The organism is Rhizocola hellebori (assembly GCF_016862955.1).
GTDB lineage: Bacteria > Actinomycetota > Actinomycetes > Mycobacteriales > Micromonosporaceae > Rhizocola > Rhizocola hellebori.
In genome coordinates this window covers 71,454-95,528 of record NZ_BONY01000035.1, presented here as the reverse complement: position 1 = coordinate 95,528, position 24,075 = coordinate 71,454, and the positions used below count along the sequence as shown (strand labels likewise).

21 protein-coding genes and 1 pseudogene are annotated in these 24,075 nt (G+C 68.4%); 12 read left to right on the top strand and 10 right to left on the bottom strand.

Annotation, left to right across the window (positions count from 1 at the left end; all coding sequences use genetic code 11):
• Positions 1–89: 89 nt before the first annotated feature.
• From Rhe02_RS26695 to Rhe02_RS26680, 4 genes are read left to right on the top strand one after another with little or no spacing between them, the layout of a single operon-like run.
• Complete coding sequence (locus Rhe02_RS26695) at positions 90–2,900, top strand: NACHT domain-containing protein (protein ID WP_203911107.1); 2,811 nt, start codon at positions 90–92, stop codon at positions 2,898–2,900.
• A 14-nt stretch (positions 2,901–2,914) separates the two neighbouring features.
• Positions 2,915–3,244: a WXG100 family type VII secretion target gene (locus tag Rhe02_RS26690; RefSeq protein WP_203911106.1), complete on the top strand. Its 330-nt coding sequence runs from the start codon at positions 2,915–2,917 to the stop codon at positions 3,242–3,244.
• The gene (locus Rhe02_RS26685; protein WP_203911105.1) at positions 3,238–4,755 is read left to right on the top strand and encodes an alpha/beta hydrolase; all 1,518 of its coding nucleotides are present in this window, start codon (positions 3,238–3,240) and stop codon (positions 4,753–4,755) included. The genes Rhe02_RS26690 and Rhe02_RS26685 overlap by 7 nt, the downstream gene beginning before the upstream one ends.
• The gene (locus tag Rhe02_RS26680) at positions 4,752–5,162 is read left to right on the top strand and encodes a hypothetical protein (protein ID WP_203911104.1); all 411 of its coding nucleotides are present in this window, start codon (positions 4,752–4,754) and stop codon (positions 5,160–5,162) included. The genes Rhe02_RS26685 and Rhe02_RS26680 overlap by 4 nt, the downstream gene beginning before the upstream one ends.
• Here the strand turns inward: Rhe02_RS26680 and Rhe02_RS26675 are convergent.
• Both Rhe02_RS26675 and metH read right to left on the bottom strand, forming a co-directional pair.
• On the bottom strand, positions 5,116–5,790 hold the full coding sequence (locus tag Rhe02_RS26675) for an HAD family hydrolase (protein ID WP_203911103.1): 675 nt from the start codon (positions 5,788–5,790) through the stop codon (positions 5,116–5,118). The genes Rhe02_RS26680 and Rhe02_RS26675 overlap by 47 nt on opposite strands.
• Positions 5,780–9,292, bottom strand: a complete 3,513-nt coding sequence (gene metH / locus Rhe02_RS26670) for a methionine synthase (protein WP_203911116.1) — start codon at positions 9,290–9,292, stop codon at positions 5,780–5,782. Before metH ends, Rhe02_RS26675 begins: the two co-directional genes overlap by 11 nt.
• A 139-nt stretch (positions 9,293–9,431) precedes the next feature.
• Here metH and Rhe02_RS26665 point away from each other — a divergent pair, with 139 nt between their 5' ends.
• The 3 genes from Rhe02_RS26665 (at position 9,432) to Rhe02_RS26655 (ending at position 11,557) form a co-directional block, all read left to right on the top strand.
• The gene (locus tag Rhe02_RS26665) at positions 9,432–10,277 is read left to right on the top strand and encodes a PAC2 family protein (protein WP_203911102.1); all 846 of its coding nucleotides are present in this window, start codon (positions 9,432–9,434) and stop codon (positions 10,275–10,277) included.
• A gap of 78 nt (positions 10,278–10,355) precedes the next feature.
• Positions 10,356–11,159, top strand: a complete 804-nt coding sequence (locus Rhe02_RS26660) for a GntR family transcriptional regulator (protein ID WP_203911101.1) — start codon at positions 10,356–10,358, stop codon at positions 11,157–11,159.
• 62 nt (positions 11,160–11,221) lie between these two features.
• On the top strand, positions 11,222–11,557 hold the full coding sequence (locus Rhe02_RS26655; RefSeq protein WP_203911100.1) for a hypothetical protein: 336 nt from the start codon (positions 11,222–11,224) through the stop codon (positions 11,555–11,557).
• A 118-nt stretch (positions 11,558–11,675) separates the two neighbouring features.
• Here the strand turns inward: Rhe02_RS26655 and mshC are convergent, their stop codons facing one another.
• Positions 11,676–12,965, bottom strand: coding sequence for a cysteine--1-D-myo-inosityl 2-amino-2-deoxy-alpha-D-glucopyranoside ligase (gene mshC, locus Rhe02_RS26650; protein WP_203911099.1), 1,290 nt, complete (start codon positions 12,963–12,965; stop codon positions 11,676–11,678).
• A 54-nt stretch (positions 12,966–13,019) separates the two neighbouring features.
• On the opposite strand from mshC, the gene Rhe02_RS26645 reads away from it, so the two are divergent.
• Both Rhe02_RS26645 and Rhe02_RS26640 read left to right on the top strand, forming a co-directional pair.
• Positions 13,020–13,607, top strand: coding sequence for a DUF3090 family protein (locus tag Rhe02_RS26645; protein WP_203911098.1), 588 nt, complete (start codon positions 13,020–13,022; stop codon positions 13,605–13,607).
• On the top strand, positions 13,588–14,340 hold the full coding sequence (locus tag Rhe02_RS26640) for an SCO1664 family protein (RefSeq protein ID WP_203911097.1): 753 nt from the start codon (positions 13,588–13,590) through the stop codon (positions 14,338–14,340). The genes Rhe02_RS26645 and Rhe02_RS26640 overlap by 20 nt, the downstream gene beginning before the upstream one ends.
• A 46-nt stretch (positions 14,341–14,386) precedes the next feature.
• Here Rhe02_RS26640 and Rhe02_RS26635 read toward each other — a convergent pair whose 3' ends face one another.
• From Rhe02_RS26635 to Rhe02_RS26625, 3 genes are read right to left on the bottom strand one after another with little or no spacing between them, the layout of a single operon-like run.
• Complete coding sequence (locus tag Rhe02_RS26635) at positions 14,387–15,049, bottom strand: MSMEG_4193 family putative phosphomutase (RefSeq protein ID WP_373320703.1); 663 nt, start codon at positions 15,047–15,049, stop codon at positions 14,387–14,389.
• Entirely contained in the window at positions 15,049–15,879 is an 831-nt protein-coding gene (locus tag Rhe02_RS26630) for an undecaprenyl-diphosphate phosphatase (protein ID WP_203911096.1), read from the bottom strand. The genes Rhe02_RS26635 and Rhe02_RS26630 overlap by 1 nt, the downstream gene beginning before the upstream one ends.
• Before the next feature lie 4 nt (positions 15,880–15,883).
• On the bottom strand, positions 15,884–16,936 hold the full coding sequence (locus tag Rhe02_RS26625) for an LLM class F420-dependent oxidoreductase (RefSeq protein ID WP_203911095.1): 1,053 nt from the start codon (positions 16,934–16,936) through the stop codon (positions 15,884–15,886).
• Between the two features lie 51 nt (positions 16,937–16,987).
• On the opposite strand from Rhe02_RS26625, the gene Rhe02_RS26620 reads away from it, so the two are divergent.
• Together Rhe02_RS26620 and Rhe02_RS26615 are read left to right on the top strand one after the other, a co-directional pair.
• Positions 16,988–17,959, top strand: a complete 972-nt coding sequence (locus Rhe02_RS26620; protein WP_203911094.1) for an aldo/keto reductase — start codon at positions 16,988–16,990, stop codon at positions 17,957–17,959.
• Positions 17,960–17,998: 39 nt separating this feature from the next.
• Positions 17,999–18,190, top strand: coding sequence for a DUF5703 family protein (locus Rhe02_RS26615; protein WP_203911093.1), 192 nt, complete (start codon positions 17,999–18,001; stop codon positions 18,188–18,190).
• Positions 18,191–18,195: 5 nt separating this feature from the next.
• On the opposite strand, the gene Rhe02_RS26610 is transcribed toward Rhe02_RS26615, so the two are convergent.
• Both Rhe02_RS26610 and Rhe02_RS26605 read right to left on the bottom strand, forming a co-directional pair.
• Entirely contained in the window at positions 18,196–18,843 is a 648-nt protein-coding gene (locus tag Rhe02_RS26610; RefSeq protein WP_203911092.1) for a hypothetical protein, read from the bottom strand.
• Positions 18,844–18,845: 2 nt separating this feature from the next.
• Positions 18,846–20,153, bottom strand: coding sequence for a M20/M25/M40 family metallo-hydrolase (locus Rhe02_RS26605; protein WP_203911091.1), 1,308 nt, complete (start codon positions 20,151–20,153; stop codon positions 18,846–18,848).
• 84 nt (positions 20,154–20,237) lie between these two features.
• Between Rhe02_RS26605 and Rhe02_RS26600 the strand changes: the two are divergent.
• Positions 20,238–20,912: pseudogene (locus Rhe02_RS26600) on the top strand (DUF3159 domain-containing protein); the annotation flags it as partial.
• Here Rhe02_RS26600 and Rhe02_RS26595 read toward each other — a convergent pair.
• Together Rhe02_RS26595 and Rhe02_RS26590 are read right to left on the bottom strand one after the other, a co-directional pair.
• Positions 20,862–22,070 carry a bifunctional glycosyltransferase family 2/GtrA family protein gene (locus tag Rhe02_RS26595; RefSeq protein ID WP_203911090.1) on the bottom strand — a complete coding sequence of 403 codons (1,209 nt, stop codon included), beginning with the start codon at positions 22,068–22,070 and terminating at the stop codon, positions 20,862–20,864. The pseudogene Rhe02_RS26600 and the gene Rhe02_RS26595 sit on opposite strands and share 51 nt — an antisense overlap.
• Positions 22,067–24,034: a glycosyltransferase family 39 protein gene (locus tag Rhe02_RS26590; protein ID WP_203911089.1), complete on the bottom strand. Its 1,968-nt coding sequence runs from the start codon at positions 24,032–24,034 to the stop codon at positions 22,067–22,069. The genes Rhe02_RS26595 and Rhe02_RS26590 overlap by 4 nt, the downstream gene beginning before the upstream one ends.
• Positions 24,035–24,075 lie beyond the last annotated feature (41 nt).

Here is a 24,075-nt window from a genome sequence, read left to right as displayed (position 1 = left end):
TTGAGGTCCACTTGAGATATTCACCTTAAGCTCATATCGTCGACGACCGGGCCAGGGATTTCCCGCTCGTTGACGTTAGGGGCTCGAAGGTGTGGCAAGAGCTCATTTCCAATGGCTGGCTTGTGGCGGCCGTCCTCTTTGTCCTGCTGATTTTCCGCGATGCGGTCGTGGGCTGGATGACGAAGGCCTTTACCGCCGCGGGAGAGGCACTCTACAGCCGCTTCGCCGGCAGCCGGCTGTGGCAGCAGCGTGCTCTCGACCGGTACAGGCGCAGTGTCGGCTCCTACTACGCGGCGGCCTCGGAGAGTGACGGCTATGTGCCGCTGACAGCGAAGTCCCTCGACGGCGCCGTGGGCGGGCAGGAGGTCGCCCAGCCCATCGACGATCAGCTGCGCACGGTCGTGACCGGTGCGCCGGGCGCGGGCAAGTCGATGCTGCTTCGCCACTCCATGCTCGCGTGGGCCACCGGAGCACCGGGTTGGACGGTGCCGGTTCTGTGTGAGCTGCACCGGCACAGCGGCACCGGGCTGTCCCTTGAGGACCATCTCGACCAGCAGATGAGGCGGCACGACTTTCCGAAAGCGGCGCGGTTCATCGAGCGATCGCTGCGCGAAGGTCACCTCACCGTGCTGTTGGATGGTTTCGACGAGGTCAGCACGGCTGAGAGAGCGCGGGTCGGCGAGCTCATCAAGGAGTTCGCGGTCCGCTATCCGAAGACCCGGATGGTGGTGACCTGCCGCACCGCGGACTACAAGGCGCAGCTCATTCCCGAGATGACGCAACGGCTTGAGGTCGGCGAGCTGGAAGACCGGATGATCCTGAGCTTCCTCGATCGGTCACCGAAAATCAAAGGGCCGCAACAGGTTCAGCGACTCATGGAGTCGCTGCGGGACAATCCGCGCGTGCTGCAGCTGGCACGCAATCCCATGCTGCTCACCATGATTGCGGAGCTGTATGCCGGTGGGGGCGATGGCCGCCAGCTGCCCCGATCGCGGGCACAGCTGTTCGGGGAAGCGGCAGGTGGTGTCAAGACCGAAGTGTTGCAGAAGATTGCGCTGGCGTGCATGGACGCGGCCGGCAGCGCCGACCGGATGACGCTGCCGCACCGAACAGTCCTCGACATCACCGCGCAGACTTTGCCGTCGCTCAACGAGTCCGCGAAGTACGCCGAGCTGATCATCGACGAGATCGTGGAGCGTGGCGGCCTGCTTCAACGCATCGATGGCGGCGCACAGTACCGGTTCGCCCATCTGACCTGGCAGGAGTTCCTAGCCGCCCGCGAGCTAGCCGGTGATCCGGCTGCCCTGCTGCAGCGCTTCGAAACCGACCCGGCGCGCTGGCGCGAAAGCGTCAAAATCTGGTGCGGCACAACGACAAAGGACTGCACTGAAGCCATCGGCGCCGTGTACCAGCTGGAGGCGTTGGCCGGTCTGGAATGTCTCGCGGACGCGCCAGTGGTCGACACCGAGCTGGCCGATCGCCTTGTCGCGGAGATGCTGACCCGCCTGCGCGACAACCCCGAGCCGTCGCTGGTGGCAGCTTTCGGGGTGGCGGCCACCGGCCCGGGGCCGCGCGGTGAATCGATCTACGACCGGCTCGTCAGCCTGGCCGGCTTCCGGCAGGCCGGGGGGATCCAAGCCTTGGCGCACACCAACCTGCCCAAGGCGGCCAGCCTGTTGTCGCAGCTGGCCGAGACCCATGCGGAGGTCCGGCCGGCCTTGGCGGGCCTGGGCGAGCTGGCGGTGCCGACATTGGCGGGCCACGCCAAGACCGGACAGCAGTGGGCGGTCGACTGCCTGGCCGCCATCGCCACCCCCAGTGCGATCGAAGCTTTGGTCCAGCAGCTGTGGGCAGGCCCGTCGTCGATGTTGGCCTCCCGGGCGGCCTGGCGGCTAGCGGCCCTCACCACGTCGGCCGACGTAGCGGAAACGTTGCGCGCCACCGCCCCGCCGTCGGTGCGGCTGGGTGGCTACGACTGGTGCTGGGAGCCGTTCGCCGGGCCGGGCCAGGGCTCGCTGCCCTACGTGATGGCACAGATCTGCCTGCTGCTCGACCAGCCGGAGGCCGCGCAGACCCGGCCGGACGACCTTGCGGACATCGATCCGCGGATTGGTGTCCCGCTGTGCCTGCGCGAGTTCGAGAGGACAGGGGGCTCCCCGGCCGAGCTCAAGATCTTCAGGGACGGTCTCGGCGAATACATCGCCGCACGAGAATTCAGCTTGCTCGTGCGCGGCTGGGAGCAGGAGCTGACGGACCATCCCAAACCGGTTGGGCTCAAGGCCCTGGTGGTCGCCATGCCGTCGCCATTGCGGCCGGTGGTGGTCGCGCTAGCGGCCGAGAATACCTACTTCAGCCGGAAGGACTGGGCCAGCCTCACCGACGAGTCCACCTACAGCTTCAGCGCCAGCCCCAGCTACCGCGGCCTGTTCGCGGTGGTCTGCCTGACCTTGCTCGGCGGGTTCGCCCTGGGAGTCGGCATGGTCACCGGCTGGTGGCCAGCGCCGACTCCGGGCCCGGCCTGGCTCGGCTGGCTGACCGTGATCCTTACCGCGGGCGCGGCGTGGTCTGCCACGGCGCTGAACATGGGCAACAGCGCCGGCAACCTTCGCTTAGGCGTCATCGGCCTGCTGGAACTTGGCACCAGTGTCGTGAAACGACGGACAGGTCAGAGCGAGATCGCCTTGGGAGTCTTCGGATTGGCGCTTCCGTTCTCCACCATTCTGCTGACGGTCACCGGTTACACCTATCTCGGATGGCCTGCCGTGGCCCTCGCGGGCGCGCTGATCCTGGGCACGGCCGGAATCTGGACGGCCGGACGGCGAAAAGAGAACCGCGTTTACAGCGCCATGCGCGAACTGCTCCCCTATCTCGGTACCAGATCGACCGCTATGATTCGATGATCTGATATTGCTCGATGTCGTCAGGGGTTGCCGTGGGCCGGGAAACGCGGGTGGACCCGCAGCGCCTGCTCGCCAGCGCGAGCGTCTGCCGAGACCTGCGCTCAGGAATCGGCCGCATGATCTCCGAGGTGGAGCCGGAGACCGAAGCCGCGATCGGCGCCACGCCGGGTTGGTTGTTCCGCAAGGCGCTGCAGGATCTGATGGAAGCCCAGCGCGACGACATGCGACGGCTGGGCCAGCGTCTGGACTCGACGGCGCAAGCCCTGGAAAGCAGCGCCGGGGACTACACGCGCGGCGAGAACGCCAACGCGGCCAGCTTCCGTCGCGCGGAGCAACCGTGGTGACCTTCGCCGAGCTGAGGGACAGCCAGCCGGCCCGGCTAGGCCCGGCCGCCGACGCGTGGGTGCAGCTGGCTCAGGACATGAGCCGGCTGGAGCGGCAGGTGGTGAGCGAGTTGACCAGGCCGCTGCGCACGAGCGGCTGGAGTGGCGACGCCGCCACGGCCGCGTTTCGGATCTGCGACACGGTGGATGACGAGTTCGAGCTGGCCGCGCGCCAGGTCCGCAACGCCGCGGCGGTGATCCGCTATGCGCGGGTGCAGTTCGTGAAGGTACAAGATGAGCTGCGCCTCGTGCTGGAGGCCGCGGGCAGGCAGGGCCTGCGAGTCGATGACCGGGGTGTCGCGCAGCCACCGGACATGAGCGCGGCCGCGGTGGAATACGCCCGCGCGGCAACCGACCGGATCAGATCGATTGTGGTTCGGGCCACCGATTTGGACGCCGAATGTTCCCGAGTGCTGCGAATGTTCGCCCCGCACACGCCCGGCCAGATGGAAGCAGGCGAGTGGCGCGACGCCACCCGCGACGCGCGCGCGGCCATGGACCTGATCGGCATGTCGGAGCGCGACATTCCGCGCCAGGGCACGGCGCCCCAGGAGGCGAAGGCGTGGTGGCAATCGCTGACCGACGAGCAACGCTCCCTGTACTTGGCCGCCTACCCCGACCGGGTGGGCGCACTGGACGGGCTGCCGACCATCGACCGGCACGCCGCCAACACCATGGCGCTACGCGAAATGGCCAACGGACAGCAGCGGCTGATCGGCCTGCTGGACAGGCTGGAGGCCGCCGAGGTAGGCCCGGAGGCCCAGCGGCTGTATCTGCTCGGCATCGACAACCGCGGCGACGGCCAGGCGATCGTGTCGGTGGGCAACCCGGACACGGCCCGTCATATCGGGGTGGTGGTGCCGGGGATGACGGTCACCCTCGACGACATGGGCGGGCAGATCGAGCGGGCCGGTAACCTGCGCCAGACCGCCGACGACCTCACCCCGGCCGTCGAAGGCGACGTCGCGGTGGTGGCCTGGCTGGGGTACGACCCGCCGGACAACGTCTTCACCGCGGCGGGCACCGGCAGCGCGGAAGCGGGAGCCCCGCTGCTGAACCGGTTTGTCGACGGCGTACACGCCGCGCATGAGCCGGGCGACTCGCACCGGGTGGTGGTCGCGCACTCCTACGGCGCGCCCGTGGTCGGCATTGCGGCCAGCCAGGGCCGGTTGGATGTCAACGACATCATCGTGGCCGGGGCGCCCGGCATGCAGGTCCCGACCGCAGCACAGCTCAACATCGACCCGGCCCGGGTGTGGGCGGGCATGGCGGCCGACGACCCGATCCTGCTGGGTTCGGGCATGGTCCACAACACCGACCCGCATCTGGAAAGCTTTGGCGCCAACCGATTCCGAGTCGACACCCACGGCCACTCCGACTATTGGCGGCCCGACAGCGAATCGCTGCGCAACCAAGCTCTGATCCTGATCGGCGCATACGACCGCGTCACACGGGAGGCCGTGCCCAGATGACCGAAGATGAGGCCGGCGAATATGCCCGCGCCTACGCCGAAGCCGTGGCCGCGGTGATCGGCGGCGATGCGGCGGAGTCCGAGACGCGGGTCAGCCCGGCGCCGTGCGAGAACAGCCGCGGCGAGCCCGCCGGCGACGGCCGGTTCTACGTTCAGGGCAACTGGCAGATGCCGCTGCCCGCCGCCGAGCACCCCGGCACGTTGGAGCGGCTGCGCGAGATGTGGGAAGCCGAGGGTTACCAGATCAAGCGGTTCCAGATGTTCAACGAGGTCGAAGGCGTGATCATCGCGGAGAACCCGAGTGATCAGGTCGAGGTGATCGTGGAAAGCACGATGCCGCCCACCGCGCTCGCCGTGGTGGTCATGACACCGTGCTACCAGCCAGCGCAGCCAGGTCAGCCAGGGTGACGCCACTGAGGGTGTCGCGCAGCGTGACGCGCGGGCCTTCGGTGAGCGGGACATGGTGCGGGATGGCCAGAACCCGGGCGCCCGCGGCCGAGGCGCTGGCGACGCCGGTCGGCGAGTCCTCAATGGCGACACAGTCGGCGATGTCGACGCCCAACAGCTTGGCCGCCATCAGGTAGGGCTCGGGATGGGGTTTGGTGTTGTCCACCTCGTCACCGCAGACGAGCACATCGAAGTTGCCCGGCCCGGCCCACGACATGGCTATCTCGACCAGCCGGCGCTCGGTGGCGGTCACCAATGCGGTGGCCACCCCGGCCGCCTTCACCTCGGTCAGCAGCTCCCGCGCGCCCGGACGCCACACCAGCGAGGTGGCGAAAAGCTGCGCCACACGCTCGTGGATCCAATCCGAGCTGAAGACCGGGTCTCGCCACGGCTGCCCGATACCCTCGTGCAGCAGCACCATCGACGAGGACATCGCGGTGCCGACCATGGCGCTGCGGGTCTCGTCGGGCACGGCCGCGCCGTAGGTCTCGGCCAGCTCGAAAATGGCTACGTCCCAAAGCTTTTCGCTGTCGAACAGGGTGCCGTCCATGTCGAACAGGACGGCTTTGGGTATCGCGCTACTTGGCATTGAAGTACGAGGCCTCCGGGTGGTGCACCACGATCGCGTCGGTGGCCTGTTCCGGGTGCAGCTGGAACTCCTCGGACAGCTCCACGCCGATCCGCTGACCGTCCAAAAGCGACATGACCTTCGCCCGGTCCTCCAGCTCCGGGCAGGCCGGGTAGCCGAAGGAGTAGCGGCAGCCGCGGTATTCGGTGCGCAGGACGCCGGCCAGGTCGGCCGGGTCCTCGGCGGAGACCGGGGAACCGTTGGGCAGCACCAGCTCTGAGCGCACGCGGCGGTGCCAGTGCTCGGCGAGCGCCTCGGTCAGCTGCACCGACAGGCCGTGCACCTCGAGATAGTCGCGATAGTTGTTGCCGGCGAACAGTTTCGCGGCGAACTCGCTGATCGGGTGGCCGACCGTGACGATCTGCAGCGCGATGACATCGAGCTGCTCACCCTTGGGTCTGAAGAAGTCGGCCAGGCAGAGGCGGCGCTCGGAACGCTGGCGCGGGAAGGTGAAACGGGCCCGCTCGGAATGGCCGTTCTCGTCGAGCACGACGACGTCGTTGCCCTCCGAGTAGGCCGGGAAGTAGCCGTAGACGACGGCCGCTTCGAGCAGCTTCTCGGTGGCGAAACGATCCAGCCAGTAGCGAAGGCGAGGGGTGCCCTCGGCTTCCACCAGCTCCTCGTAGGACGGGCCGCTGCCTCCGCGCGAGCCGCGCAAACCCCACTGGCCCAGGAACAGCGCGCGCTCGTCAAGCATCGACGCATAGTCGGCCAGCGGAATTCCTTTTACCACGCGGGTACCAAAGAATGGCGCCACCGGAATAGGAACCTCAACCGCCACGTCCGAGCGCACCGAGTCGTCGTCGAGCGGCGGGAGAGCATCGGAAACCATGGCCCGCTGCCTTTCCCGGCGCGCCTTGCGCTCGGCGAGCTGGGCCGCCCGGGCCGGGTCTTCGATGGACACGCCGCCCTTCTTGGCCGCCATCACCCGGTCCATCAGCGACAGGCCCTCGAAGGCGTCCCGCGCGTAGTGCACCTCGCCACCGTTGAACAGATCGCGAAGATCGTCCTCCACATAGGAGCGAGTCAGCGCCGCGCCGCCCAGCAGCACCGGGAACCGGCCGTGCATGCCGCGCGCCATCATCTCGGCCAGGTTTTCCTTCATGATTACCGTGCTCTTGACCAGCAGCCCGGACATGCCGATGACGTCGGCGGCGTGCTGCTCGGCCGCGTCGAGGATGGCGTTGATGGGCTGCTTGATGCCGATGTTGACGACCGTGTAGCCATTGTTGGACAGGATGATGTCCACCAGGTTCTTGCCGATGTCGTGCACATCGCCCTTGACCGTGGCCAGCACGATCGTCCCCTTGCCGACCGTGTCGGCCTTTTCCATGTACGGCTCGAGGTGCGCCACGGCCAGCTTCATGACCTCGGCGGATTGAAGCACGAACGGCAGCTGCATCTGGCCGGAACCGAAGAGATCGCCGACCGTTTTCATCCCTTCGAGCAGCGTGTCGTTGATGATGGCCAGCGCGGAGCGGGACTGCAGCGCCTCGGCCAGGTCGGCCTCCAGGCCGTTGCGCTCGCCGTCGACGATGCGCCGCTGCAGCCGCTCGTCGAGCGGAAGCAGCATCAGCTCCTCGGCACGCGAAGCCCGCGCCGAGGCGGCGTCAACGCCCTGGAACATGTCGATGAACTTCTGCAGCGGGTCGTAGACGCAGTTGCCGGCCTCATCGAAGCGACGGCGGTCGTAGACCATGTCGAGGGCGACCTCGCGCTGCTCCTCCGGAATCCGGTTCATCGGCAGGATCTTGCTGGCGTGCACGATCGCGCTCGTCAGCCCGGCCTGCTGGCACTCGTGCAGGAAGACCGAGTTGAGCACCTGACGCGAGGCCGGGTTCAGGCCGAAGGAAACATTGGAGATGCCCAGGGTGAAGTTGACGCCCGGGTAAAGCGCGGCGATCTGGCGGATCGCCTCGATGGTCTCGATCCCGTCGCGGCGGGTCTCCTCCTGCCCGGTGGAGATCGGGAAGGTCAGCGCGTCGACGAGGATGTCCTGCACACGCAGACCCCACCGGCCGGTGAGGTCCTCGATGAGCCGGGACGCGACGCGCACCTTCCACTCGGCCGTGCGGGCCTGGCCCTCCTCGTCGATGGTCAGCGCGACCACGGCCGCGCCGTGCTCCTTGACCAGCGGCATCATCCGCGCGTAGCGGGAGTCGGGACCATCGCCGTCCTCGAAGTTCACCGAGTTCACGATGCAACGGCCGCCGAGCTTCTCCAGACCGGCCTGGATCACGTTGGGCTCGGTCGAGTCGAGCATCACCGGCAGGGTCGAGGCGGTCGCGAAGCGGCCGGCGAGGTTGGCCATGTCGGCCCCGCCATCGCGGCCCACGTAGTCGATGCACAGGTCGAGCAGGTGCGAGCCGTCACGGGCCTGCTCCCGCGCGATCTCGATGCACTTCGTGTAGTCCTCGGCGAGCATCGCGTCGCGGAAAGCCTTGGAGCCGTTGGCATTCGTCCGCTCGCCGATCATCAGCACGCTGGCGTCCTGGGCGAAGGGCACGTGGTGGTACAGCGAGGAGACGCCGGGCTCGATCTGGTAGTTGCGCGCCGGGGCGGCCTGGCCGTTGAGCGCCCGCACCACATGCTCGATGTGCTCGGGGGTGGTGCCGCAACAGCCGCCGACCAGGGCGATGCCGTATTCGTCGACGAAACGCTTGAGTGACTCGGCCAGCTCGGCCGGGCTGAGCGGGTAGAAGGCGCCGTTCGCGGTCAGCTGCGGCAGGCCCGCGTTGGGCATCACCGACACCGGGACCTTGGCGAACTGGGAAAGGTAGCGCAGATGCTCGGTCATTTCGGCGGGACCGGTGGCACAGTTCAAGCCGATCAGATCCACACCAAGCGGCTCAAGCGCGGTCAGCGCCGCGCCGATCTCGCTGCCGAGCAGCATCGTGCCGGTCGTCTCCACGGTCACCTGGCAGATCAGCGGCACCTCGATGCCCAGCCGGGCCATGGCCCGCTTCGCGCCGATCACCGACGCCTTGGTCTGCAGCAGGTCCTGGCTCGTTTCCACGATGATCGCGTCCGCGCCGCCGGAAATCAGACCCGCCGCGTTCTCCGCGTAGGCGTCGCGCAGGGTCGCGTACTCGACGTGGCCGAGGGTCGGCAGCTTGGTGCCCGGGCCCACGCTGCCCAGCACGAACCGCGGCCGCTCAGGCGTGCTCCATCGATCGGCGGACTCGCGGGCCAGCCGGGCCCCGGCCTCGGAAAGCTCGAAGATGCGCTCGGGGATGTCGTATTCGCCGAGGTTGGCCAAGTTCGCGCCGAACGTGTTTGTTTCGACGCAATCGCTGCCGGCCGCGAAGTAGGCATCGTGAACACCGCGCACGATGTCCGGCCGGGTGACGTTGAGGATCTCGTTGCAGCCCTCGTAACCGTCGAAGTCGTCCAGCGTGGGGTCGGCGGCCTGAAGCATCGTGCCCATGGCGCCATCGGCAATGAGGACGCGGTCGGAGAGCATGCTGCGGAAGTCCAGGTTCGTCACCCGCCCTAGGCTAGTCGGTGCGGCCGTCCACCTCACGTGCAGTGTGCTCCGCGGCACAGGAGCGCCACTAAGCGCCCACGGCCTCGATCTGCGGCAGAGACCGTAGGGTGGGGGTGTGACCGAGTTCGACGGGCTACCCACCTTGCGATCACCCGTGGCCATCGCCGCCTTCGAGGGATGGAACGACGCCGCTGACGCGTCCACCTCCGCCATCGAACATCTGGAGCAGCTCTGGGACGCCCGCGAGATCACCACGATCGATCCCGAGGAGTTCTACGACTTCCAGGTCAACCGGCCTCAGATCACCCTGGTCGATGGGGACACCAGGCGGGTGGAATGGCCCGGCGCCACCGTCCTTTCCGCCACCCCGCCCGGGGCCAAGCATGACGTCGTGCTCATCCGCGGCACCGAGCCCAGCATGCGCTGGCGCACCTTCTGCGAGACCGTGCTGGAGGTCTGCCACAGCCTGGGCGTGACCCGCATCGTGCTGCTGGGCGCCCTGCTCGCCGACGTTCCCTACAACCGGCCGCTGCCGATCAGCGGCAGCGTCACCAAGCCTGGTGAGGAAGATCTTCAGATCACTCCTACGCGGTACGAGGGTCCGACCGGCATCGTGGGCGTGTTGCACGACGCGGCCCGCCGCGCCGAGCTCGATGCCATGTCGTTCTGGGTGCATGTGCCGCATTACGCCAACAATCCGCCGTGTCCAAAGGCGACGCTGGCCCTGCTGCACCGCATCGAGGAAGTGCTCGACCTGCCCGTCCCGGTGGCCGACCTCGCCGAGGAATCGGCCGCCTGGGAGGAACGGGTCAAAACCGCCGCCTCGCAAGACGCGGAGCTGGCCGAGTACCTGCGCGAGCTGGAAGAACGCGCCGGCGACGCGGTCCAGCCACCCACCGGCGACGAGATCGCCACCGCGTTCGAGAAGTACCTGCGCCGCCGGGGCGGCTCCACTCACTGATCCGTGGCTCAGCGACACGGTCGCTAAGTTGTCCTAGGACGCTAGGTATTCGGACATAGGTACGGCAAGATACACATCATGACCGAGACTGGCATGGGCTTTGTCAATCCGGGCGCCACCGAGCACCCGCACCGGCAGATCGCCGCCGTGCTCCGCGGGAAAATCCGCCGCGGCGACTGGGCCGCCGGGGAGCAACTCCCCTCGATCCCGGCCATGGCCGCCATGTTCGGCGTGGCCAAGCAGACCATCCAGCGCACAGTCGATCAGCTGCGCATCGAAGGCCTGCTCATCACCAAACCCGGCTCAGGCACCTACGTCCGCGGCACCCGCCGCCGGCTCAACCGGCTCTCCCGCGGCCGTTATGGCGCCCACCGCGGCTACCACGCCGACCTCGCCGCCCGCTACCGCCAGCACCTCACCGAGGTGGGCCGGGCGCTGCCGCCCGCGGAGGTGGCCGACATCTTCGGCATCTCCGACTCCACCGAGCTTCTGGTGCGCCGCTACCTGGTGCGCACGCAGGACGCCGCCGTCGAGATGGGCGCGTCGTGGCTGCTGCCCAAGGACGCCGGCGGAACCTCACTGGAAAGGTTCGAGTCCTTTGGGCGTCCCCTTTACCAGGAGGTCGAGGAGGCCACCGGACGCCGCTACATCACCGCCACCGACACGCTGAGCGCGCGCCTGCCCACCCGCGAGGAGGCCGAGCTGCTCCAGATCCGGCCCGACACCCCCGTGCTGCACCTGCTGCATGTGGCCTACGACGAGGACCATCGGCCGATCGAGGCCGCCCAGGCCACCTGGCCCGGTCCAATGACGACACTCGTCGAGGAGTACAAGGTCCCGGAGCCGCGTCCGGACACCGATCCTGGGGTGTTTCTGGAGTGAATGTCGGATCCAAGACACGTTTTCGCACCGCTTCCAGCCGATCCGCCAGCAAGGATGTGACTATGGCCCGTCGTAGCCCTCAGGCACAGGTCGCCCTGATCGCAGCCGCAGTCTTCCTCGTGGTGGGAGTCAGCCTGGCGGCCGTGCTCCTCATCGGCCTCATCGACGGGGTGACCGGCACCGGCCCGCTGCTGCTGGCGGCGCTCGCCCTGGGCGTCTTCGCCCTCGCCGCCCGCCTGCTGATGCTCGCCCGCCGCCCGGCCCCGGGCCGCAGGAGCACCACTGCCCCGCCACCGCGCCAATCTCCGCGTGGTGCCACCGCCGGCCCAAGCGCTTCCGCCGCAGCCCGGCCCACGCATCCCCGCCCGCACCCGCGCCCCAAATCCCTGCGCCCCTAGCCCCGCCTCACCCCGCGACCCGCCCTCACCCTGCGACCCGCGCCTCGCCCCGCCCTGGCCTCGCGGTCAAGCGTGAACCATCGCGCGGGTCTGTGCGGCCCGGTTGCGGGAAGCGATGTTAGGGAGTCAGGGGGTGGTCGCGGCGGGCTGGGGCGGTCAGGCAGACGCCCAGCAGCTGGTCCACTGTGGACGACATCAGCGCGGCCGCGCCCGCATCGTTGCCCAGCCAGGTGAGCGCGTCGTCGGCCCAGCTGTCGATGAGGGCCAGCGCGCCCGGGGTGTCCAGGTCGTCGGCCAGCTTCTCGCGTACGCCCGCCACCAGATCGGTGCCGGAGGGGCCGCACGGCGCGCTAGCGGCGGCACGCCACCGGGCAAGGCGCTGCTCGGCGACCTTGAGGAGCTCGTCTGTCCATGCCCGGTCGGCGCGGTAATGGTCGGCCATCAGCGCCAGGCGCACCGCCATCGGGTCGACGCCGTCGGCCCGCAGCCGGGAGGCGAAGACCAGGTTTCCCCGCGATTTGCTCATCTTCTCGCCGTTGAGGCCGATCATCCCGGCGTGCACGTAGTGCGAGGCGAAGGGCGCCTTGCCGGTGAGCACCTCGCCGTGCGCGGCCGAGCACTCGTGGTGCGGGAAGAGCAGGTCATTGCCGCCGCCCTGGACGTCGATCGTCGCGCCGAGCAGGCTCTGCGCAATCACCGTGCACTCGATGTGCCAGCCCGGCCGCCCAGGCCCGAGCGAGCCGCCCTCCCAGGCCGGCTCGCCGACCCGGGTTCCTCGCCACAGCAACGGATCCAGCCTGTCCCGCTTGCCATCGCGGTCGGGGTCGCCGCCTCGCTCGCCGAACAATTGGATCATGGTGGCTCTGTCGAGATTGGACTCATAGCCGAAATTGGGCGCGGCAGTGATGTCGAAGTAGACGTCGCCTGTGCCATCGGTCAGCCGGTAGGCGGCGCCCCGCTCCAGCAGCTCGACCACCTTCTCCGCGATGACCGGGATCGACTCGACCGCGCCGATGTAGTGCTCCGGCGGGATGATGCGAAGCGCCTCCATGTCCTCACGGAACAGCGCGGTCTCCCGCATGGCGAGCACTTTCCAGTCCTCGCCGTCGCGCTCGGCGCGCTCAAGCAACGGATCGTCGATGTCGGTGACGTTCTGGACATAGGCAACTTCGTGGCCTGCGTCGCGCCACAGGCGGTTCACCAGATCAAAAGTGATCATGGTGGCGGCGTGGCCGAGATGGGCCGCGTCGTAGGGGGTGATGCCGCAGACGTACATCGTGGCGCGCCCGCCCGGGGAGGTCGCGAAGGCGCCCTGACGAGCGGAGTCGTACAGGCGGACAGGGACAGCAGCGCCTGGCAGGCGAGGGGCATCGTCGCCGATGCCGGAGGGAGCGGACCACGAATCCATCCCGCAAGCGTAGCCATTACACGGATGAGCGCCGCTACCGCTAGGGTTCTAAGCATGACCCATCAGGTCTTCGCTTTTGAGCCGCCGGAGCGGTTCGTGGCCGGTACGGTGGGTCCGCCCGGCGAGCGCACGTTCTACCTGCAGGCGCGCGGGGGCGGCCGCCTGGTCAGCGTGGTGCTCGAAAAGGTTCAGGTGACCCTGCTCGCCGAGAAACTCGAAGAGCTGCTGGCCGAGGCGCATCAACGCTTCGCGCTGGAGCTGCCCGGCCCGAGCAGCGCTCCACCGGACAACGACCCGCTCGACAGCCCGGTCGACGAGGAGTTCCGCGTCGGCACCCTCGGTCTGGCCTTCGACGTGGAGGACAACACCGTCATCATCGAGGCTATCGCCGCCGACGACACCGCCGAGTTCGATGCGGAGACCGACGACGACGCCGATGACGACGACAGCAGCGAGACGCCGACCATCTCCGACGATCTCGACCGGTTGCGGGTCAGGCTGACCCCGGCCGCGGTGCGTGAGTTCATCGATCGCGCCCGGCGGGTGATCGCCGCCGGCCGGCCCCCCTGCCCGCTGTGCGGCCAGCCGCTCGATCCCTCCGGTCACCTCTGCCCGCGGCACAATGGCTACCACCGCCGATAGCGTTCTGGCGCTCCTGCGCGAAGGCGACATGGAGATCGAGGGCCGCCTGGTCGACGCGTCGAACATCACTCTGCGGGTTCAGTTAAGCGACGTGGTGAAGGCGGTCTACAAGCCGATCCGGGGTGAGCGGCCGCTGTGGGACTTTCCCACCGGCACCCTGGCCGCCCGTGAGGTGGCCGCCTACGAGCTGAGCGCGGCCCTGGGCTGGGACCTGGTGCCGCCCACGGTCATGCGCGACGGCCCGCTAGGCCCCGGCTCGTGCCAGCTGTGGCTGGAGGAGCTGGTGGAGCCGCCGGTGGGCTTTGTGCCCTCGCAAGAGCTTCCCGGCGACTGGCTGCCGGTCGCCGCCGCCCAGGACGAAGACGGCCACCCCTACGTCCTCGCCCACGCCGACGATCCCCGGCTGGCCCGGCTGGCCCTGTTCGACACGATCGCCAACAACGCCGACCGCAAGGGCGGCCATGTCCTGGCCACTCCCTCCGGCGGGCTCTACGGTGTCGACCACGGCGTGTGTTTCCACACCGACGACAAGCTGCGCACCGTCCTATGGGGATTCGGCGGCCGCCCTGTCGATCCGGCCGACCGGGCGGCCCTGCGCGCGGCCGACTTCAGCGCGCTGACGCCGCTTCTGTCCAATGTGGAGCTTGAGGCGCTGACCGTCCGCATCGCGAAGACACAGGCGCTTCCGCTGCCACCGGACGACCGCCACGCCATCCCCTGGCCCCCGATATAACCCCTAGCCGCCGCAGCAGCGGAACCCGCCGCGCGCGGGTGGTGGGCTAGACGGCGCCGCCGCCGACCGGGGCGTCGGAGGAGGTGCCCGCGGGAGGCAAGGCAAGGGGCGACTGGTCTTCGGAGAGGCGCACCAGGAACGGCCGGTCCGGGGTGTAGCGGATCACGGTGAGCGACCCGGGGGCGATGTGGATGCGCTGGAACAGGTCCAGGTGCAGCCCCAGCGCGTCGGCGACGATCGCCTTGATGACGTCGCCGTGGCTGCACGCCAGCCAGGTGGCGTCGGGGCCGTTTTCCGCCGCCACGATCTCGTTCCAGCGACGCACCGCGGTCACCGCGCGGGAAGCCATGGCCGCCAACGCTTCCCCGCCCGGGAAGACCACCGCTGACGGGTGCAGCTGGACGGTGCGCCACTGCGGCTCGTCGGACAGCTCGGAAAGCTTGCGCCCGGACCAGTCGCCGTAGCCGCATTCGGTGAAGCCGGGCTCGACGGCCGGGTTGACGCCGGGCAGCGCCAGGGTGAGCGTCTGCTTGCAGCGTTCCAGCGGGCTGGTGACCACGGCACGCAGCGGCAGCCCGGCCAGGCGCGCCCCGGCGGCCTGGGCCTGGACCACCCCGACCTCGTCAAGGGGCACCGGCGAGTCACCGGCCAGGACACCCTCGGTGTTGGCGGTGGTGCGCCCATGCCGCAGCAGGATGAGCGTGGTCATCAGGTGGCCGAAACCACACCGGTGGCGAGAAGCACAATGATGAGACTACCCAAGACCACCCGGTACCAGACAAAAAGCATCATCGTGTGGTGAGCCACAAATTTCAGCAGCCACGCGATGGAGGCGTAGGCGACGATGAAGCTGACCACGGTGCCGATGACCAGTGCGGAAATCCCGACCTTGTCGCCTTCCAGCGCGTCGGGCAGCTCGTAGATGCCCGCGGCGGTCAGCGCCGGCACGCCGAGGAAGAAAGCCAGCCGGGTGGCGGTAACCCGGTCGAGGTCGCGCAACAGGCCCACGGTGATGGTCGCACCGGAGCGGGAAACCCCGGGAATCAGCGCAAGGCATTGAGCCAGACCGATTATCAGGGTGTCCTTGAGGGTGAGGTCGGCCTCGTGGCGCTGCTTGGTGGCGGCGTATTCGGCGAAGGCCATCACGGCGCTCCACACCAGCAGCGCTCCGGCCACGAACCACAGGCTGCGCAGCGGGCCCTTGATGACGTCCTTGCCGAGGATGCCCACCACGCAGATCGGCAGGGAGCCCGCGATGACGTACCAGGCCAGGCGGTAGTCGGGATTCTCCCGGCCGGACGCCGAGAACAGCCCCTTGAACCAGGCGGCGCCTAGCCGGCCGATGTCCTTGGCGAAGTAGACGAGCACCGCAGCGATCGCGCCGACCTGGATCACCGCGGTGAACGCGGTGACCGCCGGGTCGTCGATCGGCAGGTCCATCAGCTTTTCGGCGATGGTCAGATGCCCTGTGGATGAGATTGGAAGGAACTCGGTGATGCCTTCAACGATGCCGAGAACTATGGCCTGCCAAATTTCCACGCGATCAGTCTCCAGTGCCGGATAGCCGGTGTGCCTCCGCCACACTACGCACTATCTCGCGGCCGGTCTCCGCGTCCCCCGCGAACATCGACACGGCCAGGGACGTCACGCCGGACTGGGCGTATTCACGCATCCGCGCGGCGACCCGGTCGACCGGCCCCAGCAGCGAGGTGCGGTCGATGAACTCGAACGGCACGGCCGCCGCCGCGTCGCGCTGCTGCCCGGAAAGGTAGAGATCCTGGATCTCACGCGCGGCCTCCCCGTAGCCCATCCGGGTGGCCAGCTCGTTGTAGAAGTTCTTCTCCCGGCTGCCCATCCCTCCGATGTAGAGGGCGCAATAGGGGCGCAGCAGCTCGGCACAGCTCTCGGGGTCATCGCCGAAGACCACCGGCACGCTTGGTACCACATCAAAACCGGTCATATCTTTGCCCACCTTGGCCCGCCCTTTGGCGATGGGCGCGAGGAACTGCTCGCCCATGCCCGGGTCGTAGAAGATGGCGAGCCACCCGTCGGCGATCTCCCCGGCCAGCTCCAGATTCTTCGGCCCGACCGCGGCCAGATAGATCGGGATGTCCGTCCGATGTGGACGGAACGAGAGCTTGAGCGCCTTGCCCGGCCCGCCCGGCAGCGGCAGCGTGTAGTGCTCGCCTTCGAACGCCACGGTCTGGCGGGCCAGCGCCATCTTGACGATCTCGACGTATTCGCGGGTTCGGCCCAGCGGCTTGCCATAGCGAACCCCGTGCCAGCCCTCGGAAACCTGCGGCCCGGACACCCCGAGACCGAGCCGGAACCGGCCACCGGTGATGGAGTCGATGGTGGCCGCGGTCATCGCGGTGGTGGCCGGCGTGCGGGCCGGGATTTGCATGACCGCGCTGCCCACGTCGATGCGCTCGGTCTGCCCGGCGATCCAGGCGAGGATGCTCGGCGAATCCGAGCCGTAGGCTTCCGCCACCCACACGCAGGAGTAGCCGAGCCGGTCGGCTTCCTGGGCGATGGCCAGGTGATCGGCCGGGGTGGTCCAGGGTGTTTGGTAACCGAGATTGAGACCAAGACGCATGGGCGACACGTTACCCGTTAGTAAGATAAGTCTGAAGATAGAGTCCACGACATGCAGCAGCGACCCCTCGGCCGAAGTGGGCTGATGGTCTCCCGGCTGGGGTTGGGCACCATGACCTGGGGTCTGGACACCGACCCGGACGACGCCGGAGCCCAGCTCAAAACGTTCGTGGACGCGGGTGGCAACCTGGTCGACACAGCGGACGTCTACGCCGACGGCGAAGCCGAAGCCGTGCTCGGGACGCTGCTGGACGCCATGGTCTCCCGCGACGATCTGCTGATCGTGGCCAAGGCCGGGCTGCGCGCCCGAGCCGGAAGACGCCACGACGCCTCGCGCGGGCACCTGCTCAAGACCCTCGACACCACGCTGACCCGGCTCGGTGTGTCGCATGTCGACCTGTGGCTGGTACACGGGTGGGACTCGGCCACTCCGATGGAGGAGACGCTGACCGCGGTCGACCACGCCGTCGCCAGCGGCAAGGTGCGCTACGCGGGGGTCTCCAACTTCTCCGGCTGGCAGACCGCCCGCGCCGCGACGTGGCAACAATGCTGGCCCGGCCGGGCCCCGATCGTGGCCTCGCAGATGGAATATTCGTTGCTGCAGCGCGGAATCGAACGTGAGGTGCTGCCCGCCTGCGAGGCCCTCGGCATCGGGCTGTTGCCGTGGTCGCCGCTCGGGCGCGGGGTGCTGACCGGAAAATATCGCCACGATCGCCCCGCCGATTCGCGGGCCAGCCGGCCCCACTTCGAGCGATTCGTGTTGCCCTATCTCCAACCACGATGCTCGGCGATAGTCGAATCGCTTGCCACGGCTGCCGCGGGCCTGGGCATTTCGGCCACTGAGGCGGCTCTCGCGTGGCTGCGCGACCGCCCAGGCGTGACTGCCCCCATTGTGGGCACCCGGACGGTCGAGCAGCTTGAGGCGGCGCTGAGCGCTGAGGAGATCACTCTGCCCGCCGAGATCGCTCGCGCGCTCGACGATGTATCTGCGGTGGGAATTGGTTACCCGGAAGGGGACCCGTAAGACTGGCCTTCGCCCGGATCTAGGTGCAGCATAAATCGCATGGACTACGAGTACGCGCCGTTGCGGTTACCACCGGATGTCGACCGAGTGACCGCAGCGGTGCGGCTTGCTCTACAAGCCGAGTACGGCGGCTGGGAGCTAGCCCGAGTGCGGATGCTGCGCGACGGAACCCGGCAGGTGATGTTGCGCCGCCCTCGGCGCAACCTTCTCCTGCCGGGTCTTTCTACATAACCGAATCAGTCTTCGTCTTCGAAGATGTCCCCGGTGAGGTGCTCGTCAAGGCGCGCCACCAGTTTGTCCGTGCTTGAAAGAACGTAAGGCCCGTTCACGTCGGCCTCGGCGTAGCTGTCCGGCTCAAGCGCCTCGTCCACCTCGGCCACCGTGACGATCCCGTCGAGCGGCTCCAGCTCCGGAATATCGAGCGCGGCAAGCGACCCGTCCGAGGTCTGCAGCAGCTCCAGCAGGGCGTCGGCCACCGTGGTGATCGGCTCATCGGAACCGTCGACCGCCACCTCCTTGCGCGCCATCTCCGCCGCCTTGAGCAGCGCGGACACGCTCGGGATGTGATAGTCGCGACGCTGGCGCACCGACACCACCCGCGGGTGCGGATCATCGACGCCACCTTCGGCCGCCACCAGGTCGGTGACAAACTTGTCCGCCTTGTCGGGGTCGATCGGCTCGACCTCCCACGGCAACGGCTCGCCATAGTTCGCCGAAAGGAGTTCGTCATAGGCGACCGCGGAGTTGTTAAACGCCACGTAGGCCTGCCACACCTCGTCGCTGTCCACCTCGCCCTTGGCCTCCTGGACGGCGGTCAGGTGCGCGCGAGCTGCGGCGATCATGTGCTCCAGCGCGGCCTCGACGGCGGCATGGTTTTCAGTCATAGCTAAGAACCCCTCAAAAATCGGTCCAAGACTCGCACGCCGAACTGTAGTCCCTCGACCGGCACCCGTTCGTCGATGCCATGGAACAACGCCGAGAAGTTCAGGTCGGCCGGCAGCTTCAGCGGTGAGAAACCGAAGCAACGGATGCCCAGCCTGGCGAACTGTTTGGCGTCGGTGCCGCCGGAGAGCATATACGGGACCGCGCGGGCGCCGGGATCCTCCGCCCTCAGTGCCGCGGCCATGGCGTCGACCAGGTCGCCGTCGAAGGTGGTCTCCAGAGCCGGCTGTCGATGGACCTGCTCCAGCTCGATGTCGGGGCCGAGGACCTCCAGGAGCTGTTCGCGGAAGAGGTCGAACTGGCCGGGCAGCGTGCGGCAGTCGATCGTGCCGCTGGCTTTGCTGGGGATCACATTGTGCTTGTAGCCCGCGTTCAGCCCGGTCGGGTTGGCGGTGTTGCGGATCGTGGCGCCGACGATCGCCGCGATCGGGCCAAGTTTTGAGATGGCGAGTTCTGGGTCATCGGGGTCGAGATCGATCTGCAGCGCCTCGGAGACCTGCTCGAGGAAGGCACGCACGGTCGGCGTGACCACGACCGGGAAGCGGTGCCGGCCCACGCGGGCGATCGCCTCGCACAGCGTGGTCACCGCGTTGTCGTCGTGGACGAACGAGCCGTGGCCGGGCCGGCCGGTGGCGTGCACGCGCAGCCAGTCGATGCCCTTCTCGGCGGTCTGGACCAGGTACAGGCGAAGGTCGTTGGTCACCGAGTAGGAGAAGCCGCCGACCTCGCCGATGGCCTCGGTGCACCCCTCGAACAGGTCGGCGTGCTTGTCCACCAGGAAGGTCGCGCCGTAGTCGCTACCCGCCTCCTCATCGGCGGTGTAGCACAGCACGATGTCGCGCGGCGGGGTGTATCCGGTGCGTTGCCAGTCACGGATCACCGCGAGCGCCATCGCGTCGAAGTCCTTCATGTCGACCGCGCCGCGGCCCCACAGGAAGCCGTCCTTGATCTCCCCAGAGAACGGGTCCACCGACCATTCCGAGGCATCGGCCGGTACCACGTCCAGGTGCCCGTGGACCAGAAGTGCCCCGCGGCTCGGGTCGGCGCCGGGGATCCGCACCACCACATTGGCCCGGCCGGGCGCGCTCTCCAGGAACGTAGGCGCCAGACCGACCTCCGACAGGCTCGCCGCGACGTATTCCGCGGCTGCCCGCTCCCCCACGCTGGTGGCCGGATCGCCCGTATTCGTGGTGTCGATACGTATCAGATCCCGGCAGAGGTCGATAACCTCTTCATCAGCAATTGAGCGCATACCGATCTTCCTACCAGAGCTATCCGGCTTTCACGAAGCAGGCTAGGCTTGCCTAACCTTACTCCTTAAGCAGTGGAGTTTCCCTTGGCCACGCCACTGAAAGATCCTGCGGCCGAATCTCTAGCCGACCTCCTGGGCGGCAGAAGCGCGGCCATCGATGCCACCCTCGGCCCGGTCGCCTTCGTCGTTGGTTACTTCGCCATTCATCGATCCATCGGCTGGGCCTCCGTCATCGCGATCGCCGTGACCGCGCTGATCGCGACCTGGCGGGTTTGGCGTGGCGACAAACCACGCGCGGTCGTGATCGGGTTGCTCGGCGTCGTCGTCGGGGTGCTCATCGTCATGCGCACCGGCAACATCGAGGACATCTTCATCCCCCGCATCGTTTCCAACCTGGCGAGCCTGCTCGCGTGGACGGTCAGCATCGTCATCCGGTGGCCCCTGCTGGGCGTGGTGGTCGGCACCCTGCTCGGGCAGAAAGGCCGATGGCGGCACGATCCCGACCTGATGCGCGCCTACAGCCGCGGCAGCTGCGTGTGGGCACTGCAGTACCTGATCCGGGTCGCCGTCTGGGTGCCGCTGTGGTGGGCCGGCATGGCCGGAGCCCTCACCGTGGCCACCTTCGCGCTCACCTATCCACTGATCGCCGCCTGTGTCGCGGTGAGCTGGTGGGTGATCCAGCGCACCCTGCCCCCGGGGCATCCCGGGCTACGCCACCCCCGTCCGGCCGGCGAAGACCCAGCCCCGCAACAGCAGGAAGCGAACGAGGGTGGCCAGCAGGTTGGCCCCGACCAGAACCAGGGTCTCGACCAGGTGACCGGCCAGCGGGTCGAAAAGGTGCAGCGCCAGAAGCGATGAGCTGGTGAAGGCGAAGCCGAGCCCGAAGACCACCAGCCCCTGAGCCTGATGGCGCAACGCTTCTGCCCGCCCCCGGATGCCGAAGGTGAGCCTGCGGTTGGCTGCCGTGTTGGCGATCGCGGTCAGCAGCAGGGCCACCAGATTGGCCGCCTGCGCGCCCATGGCCGGCCGCGCCAGCGCGTAAAGCAGCACGTAGGCGGCGGTGCTGACGATCCCGATCGCCCCGAACCTGACCAGCTGGCGCAACAGGTGTGGCTGCACCCCGGGCGCCGCGACCGATGCCAGCGGGCCGCGGCCCAGCTGCTCACGCAGCCTCGCCACCGGGAGCGCCCCAGTGAGCAGGGCTCGGCCGACCCGGCTCACGCCTTTCAGATCGGCGATCGCGGTGCTGACGATGTCCACGCGGCTGTCCGGGTCGTCGGTCCAGTCGACCGGGACCTCATGGATCCGCAGCCCTATGTTCTGCGCCAGGACAAGGAGTTCGGTGTCGAAGAACCAGCCGGTGTCGCGTACCAAGGGAAGCAAATCTTTGGCAATGTCGGCCCGGATAGCCTTGAACCCGCATTGGGCGTCGGAAAACCGCACGGCCAGGGTGCGTTTGAGCAACTGGTTGTAGGCACGGGAAATCAGCTCCCGCTTGGCCCCTCGCACCACGCGCGCCTGCGGCGAGAGCCGTGAGCCGATCGCCAGGTCGGAATGCCCACTGATCAGCGGCGCCACCAGCGGCAACAACGCCGCCAGATCCGTGGACAGGTCTACGTCCAGGTAGGCCAGCACAGCCGCTTCAGAGGTAGACCAGCTGTGCCGCAACGCATTCCCGCGCCCTTTCTGCTCCAGACGCAGATGCCGCACCTTGCTCAGCTCACCGGCCAGCATCGCCGCTATCGCCGCGGTGCCATCGGTGCTGGCGTTGTCCGCAATCGTTATCCGGTAAGGGAAAGGGAACCGGGTGCTCAGGTGGGAATGCAGCCGCCGCACCGACTTTTCCAGATCCTTTTCCTCATTGTGTACCGGGACCACGACATCGAGCACAAGGGTGTCCAGCGCAACGGGAGTCATCGGGCACCCGCGCTCAGGTCGTAGAGGGTAACGCCGCCAACGGTTTTCGCCTCGAAGCTGGAGCTCACCCAGGCCGCGATCTGGCTCGCCACCCGGCTACCGCCGTTGGCCTGGAAGCCACCGCCGCCAAGGAAATAGTGCACCTTGCCTTCGGCCACCCACTGCTGGAACTGTTCCAGCGACGGAGCGGCATCGCTTCCGTTGAACCCGCCGATCGCCATCACCGGCTGCTGCAGGGCCAGCTGATACCCGGCGGCGTTGTTCGCGCCCACGGTCGCGAGCACCCACGTGTAGCGCCCGGCGTCCTGCGCCAGCGCCGCCTTCAGCTCAGCGCTCGGCGCGGTGGCGTTCAGCAACCCACCCATCCCACCACCGCCTCGCGCTGTCCCGCCGCCTTGCGCTGTCCCGCCGCCTTGCCTCAGGCCGCCGCCTGGCACCGCGCCACCGCCCGGCCTCGTGCCGCCGCCTTGTGACATTCCGCCCAGCCGTTGACCGCCACCCGGCATCTGCCCACACCTGCCAGCCGCCCGGCCTTGCGCGGTGCCGCCGGGAGGCTGGCAGGTGGGGGCAAGCCCGGGGCCGGCGGTCACGATGCTTCCGGTGTGGGCAGTGGCGGCAGTCTGCAGGGCGAAGGCGGTAGGCCCGGCCAGGGCCACCACCAGGCCGCCCAAGGCGACCGCGCGCTGGGTCCAGCGTGGAGCGAGCTGCGCGGCGACGAGGCCGATCGCGAGGACCAGTGCGGCGAAGAGGACGGCCCAGCGCAACCAGGGCAGGAAGTCCGGGGACCGTCCTAACAGGACATAGGCCCACCAGCCGGTGACCGCGACAGTGACGCCACCGGCCACGCGTGCCCAGGGCAGCCTGCGGATCCGCCACAGCAGCACCGATCCGCCGCCGATCAGCGCGCCGATCGCGGGGGCCAGCGCCACCGTGTAGTACTCGTGGATGATGCCCTCCATGAAGCTGAACACCAGCGCGGTGGTCAGCAGCCAGCCGCCCCACAGCAGGAACCCGGCGCGCAGCAGGTCGGTACGCCCGCGCCGCGCGGTGGCCCACAGCCCGCCTACGAGCAGGATCAGCGCCGCCGGGATGAGCCAGGAAGCCTGCCCGCCATAGGAGCCGTTGAACATGCGAAGCAACCCCGCCTCGCCCCAGCGCCCACCGCCGACGCTGCCGATCTCCTCGCCGGTGAGACGGCCCAGGCCGTTATAGCCCAAGGCCAGCTCGAGCACGCTGTTGGTCTGCGACCCTCCCACGTAGGGCCGCGAGGACGCGGGCCACAGCTCCACCAGCGCGACCCACCAGCCGGCCGAAACCACCATCGCGGCAAGGGCTATCGCAAGCTGCCCGATCCGCTTGGCGAGCTTCGGCGGCCCGGCGAACAGGTAGACCAACCCGAATGCCGGCAACACCAGGAAGGCCTGCAGCATCTTGGTGAGGAAGGCGAAGCCGACGGCGGAGCCGGCGAGCGCGAGCCACCGCGTCTGTCCACTCTGGACGGCACGGGTCACCCCGTAAGCCCCGGCCACTAGCAGCAATACGAGCAGCGCGTCGGGGTTGTTGAAGCGGAACATGAGCACCGCCACCGGGGTCAGCGCCAGCACCGCGCCCGCGACCAGCCCGGCGGTCTGCCCGGACCACCGCCGCACCGCCGCGTACAGCAACGCCACCGAACCCACCCCGCAAAGCGCCTGCGGCAGCAGGAGGCTGAACGAGCTCAGGCCGAACGCCCGTACCGACAGGCCCATCAACCACAGCGAAGCCGGGGTCTTGTCCACGGTGATGAAGTTCGACGAGTCGAACGAGCCGAACAGGAAGGCTTTCCAGCTCTGCCCCGCCGCTTGCGCCGCCGCGGAATAGTAGGCGTTCGCCCAGCCCGATTGACTCAGGCCAACCAGATAGAGCAGGGCGGTGGCGGCCAGCAGCGCGGCAAGGGCCAGCCGGTGGCGATGGGTTCGCGTCATGCGGCCAAGACTGAACCGGCCAGGTAGGACCCACGTATGGG